We start from the raw sequence: 2,054 nt of genomic DNA on the forward strand, positions 1-2,054 counted from the left end.
AATCATGAGTTGACAACTATAGGAGCATCAACGCGATGGCTGAGGCGGTCAACAATCTCTACAAGACCGAGCTTATTCGTCAGCAAGGGCCATGGCGGACCGTTGAGCAGGTCGAGCTCGCGACCCTTAAGTACGTGTGGTGGTGGAACCATGAACGACTTCACGGGGAACTCGACATGCGCACCCCGGCCGAAGTCGAGCAGGCATACTACGCTGAGACCGAGACGCTTCTGTCACCAACCGGCTGACAGGAAAACCGGTCGGAACTCAAACCAGGCCAATTCAACCCATCCCCACACTCTGATGTTGCACTTCAAACTAGAACGTGGGGAAGTGCAAAGTACTGCTCCCTGCTTAGTAAGCATGGCGTGAAAACCGAAATTGAACGAGAAGGAGCGAGGGGTTCACATGGTCGCAACGAAGGGCAAGATTTCACTCGTCGGGTCCGTTTCGCTCGGCACCGGAGTGATGATCGGGGCGGGAATCTTTGCGCTCGTCGGGCAGGTCGCGGGCTTCGCCGGAGACTGGTTTCCGCTCGCGTTTCTGCTCGGCGCGATTGTCGCCGGTGTCAGCGCCTACTCGTACACGCGATATTCAAGCGTGAACCCCTCTGCGGGTGGTATTGCGATGCTACTGAAAGATGCGTACGGACCGGGGGTCGCTGCGGGATCGTTTACCCTGTTCATGTACGTCTCAATGGTGGTCGCGGAAAGTCTCCTCGCCCGCACCTTCGGAACTTACCTGCTGCGCCCATTTGGCCTACAAGACTCTGCAATTCTCGTCCCCCTCCTGGGCGTGCTTGCGATCGTGGCAGCAGCCATCGTGAACTTGCTCGGTAATAAGCTCGTTGAAGGATCCGCGACCACGACTGCGATCATCAAGATCGTGGGCATCGCACTGCTCGCTATAGCGGGACTCGTCGGTGCTGTCGCATCAGGATCCGGACTCTTCGCCCAAAGCTCAGGCGAGGCCCCCGATATCGTCGGACTGCTCGCCGGAACGGTCCTGTGTGTGCTCGCCTACAAAGGGTTCACCACCATAACCAACCAAGGTGACGACATTCAGGACGCGAAAAAGAACATTGCGCGCTCGATCGTCATTTCCCTGGCGGTCTGCACGGTCCTCTACATGCTGATCACCGTCTCGGTAGAGTCCAGTATTGGGGCCGCAGGCGCGGTAAAAGCGCGTGATTATGCGTTGGCTGCGGCAGCCGAACCGCTCTTTGGCTCGTGGGGTATCGGAATCACGGTGGCGATCGCCGTTGTCGCCACACTGTCCGGGCTGCTGGCCAGTCTGTATTCGGTATCACGCCTCTACGGAATGCTCCAAGACATGCGCCAGACGCCGTCACTGCCTGCGCGCGTCCCGCAACAGCCGCTGATCATCACGGCTGGGCTCGCGATTATCGCCACAGCCTTCCTGGACCTCACTCAGATCGCATCGATGGGAGCGTTCCTCTACCTCGCAATGGACATCGCGGTGCAATGGGGCGTGATTCGGCACCTCCGGACAAAAATCAAGGCAAAGCCGTGGGCACCGCTTCTCACAATATTGCTCAACTTCTCGATTCTGATTTCCTTCACGATTCTTAAAGTGCAAAGCGATCTTCAAACCGTAATTGTCGCTGCAGCGGTTGCGACAGCCGTTATCGTCGGCCAGGTGATCGTTATGCGGGTGAGAGCAAAAGAGGAGACGAATTAGAGCCGGGAGTCCTAACTCTGAGGCCTCGCCGATGTCGGAGCCTCGTGCTGTCTCGGTTCCCAGAGCACTGATCCAATTACGGATTTCGTCTTCACCTTCAACGTTGCGGTGCCTGTAGCTCGACCCAATAGCTATCCGTGAATTGGCCTGGGTTTAGTTCCGATCTGTATATAAGGATGGAACTACGATGCCAAGCAAATACGACCCCGAACTTCGTCAGCGTGCGCTCCGCATGCTTGCCGAGGCCCGCCCCGAATTTGAATCGCTGACCGCCGCTTGCCGACACGTCGGCGGCCTCCTTGGAGTGAGCCCGGAGACGGCGGATTCAATTGGTTGTCGCAACACCCTGATGA

The 2,054-nt window shown here is 57.5% G+C and carries 1 protein-coding gene and 1 pseudogene; both read left to right on the top strand.

Going from position 1 to position 2,054, the window contains the following annotated elements; genetic code table 11:
• Positions 1-29: 29 nt before the first annotated feature.
• Positions 30-248: pseudogene (locus tag D1J51_RS17615) on the top strand (integrase core domain-containing protein); the annotation flags it as partial.
• 160 nt (positions 249-408) lie between these two features.
• Positions 409-1,701: an APC family permease gene (locus D1J51_RS17620; RefSeq protein WP_119077304.1), complete on the top strand. Its 1,293-nt coding sequence runs from the start codon at positions 409-411 to the stop codon at positions 1,699-1,701.
• Positions 1,702-2,054 lie beyond the last annotated feature (353 nt).

Origin of the sequence: Leucobacter sp. wl10 (assembly GCF_003569785.1) — a bacterium.
Taxonomy (GTDB): Bacteria; Actinomycetota; Actinomycetes; order Actinomycetales; family Microbacteriaceae; genus Leucobacter.

Coding starts and splice junctions, on each gene's coding strand:
- D1J51_RS17620 (WP_119077304.1), top strand. CDS start 409: ATGGTCGCAACGAAGGGCAAGATTTCACTCGTCGGGTCCGTTTCGCTC.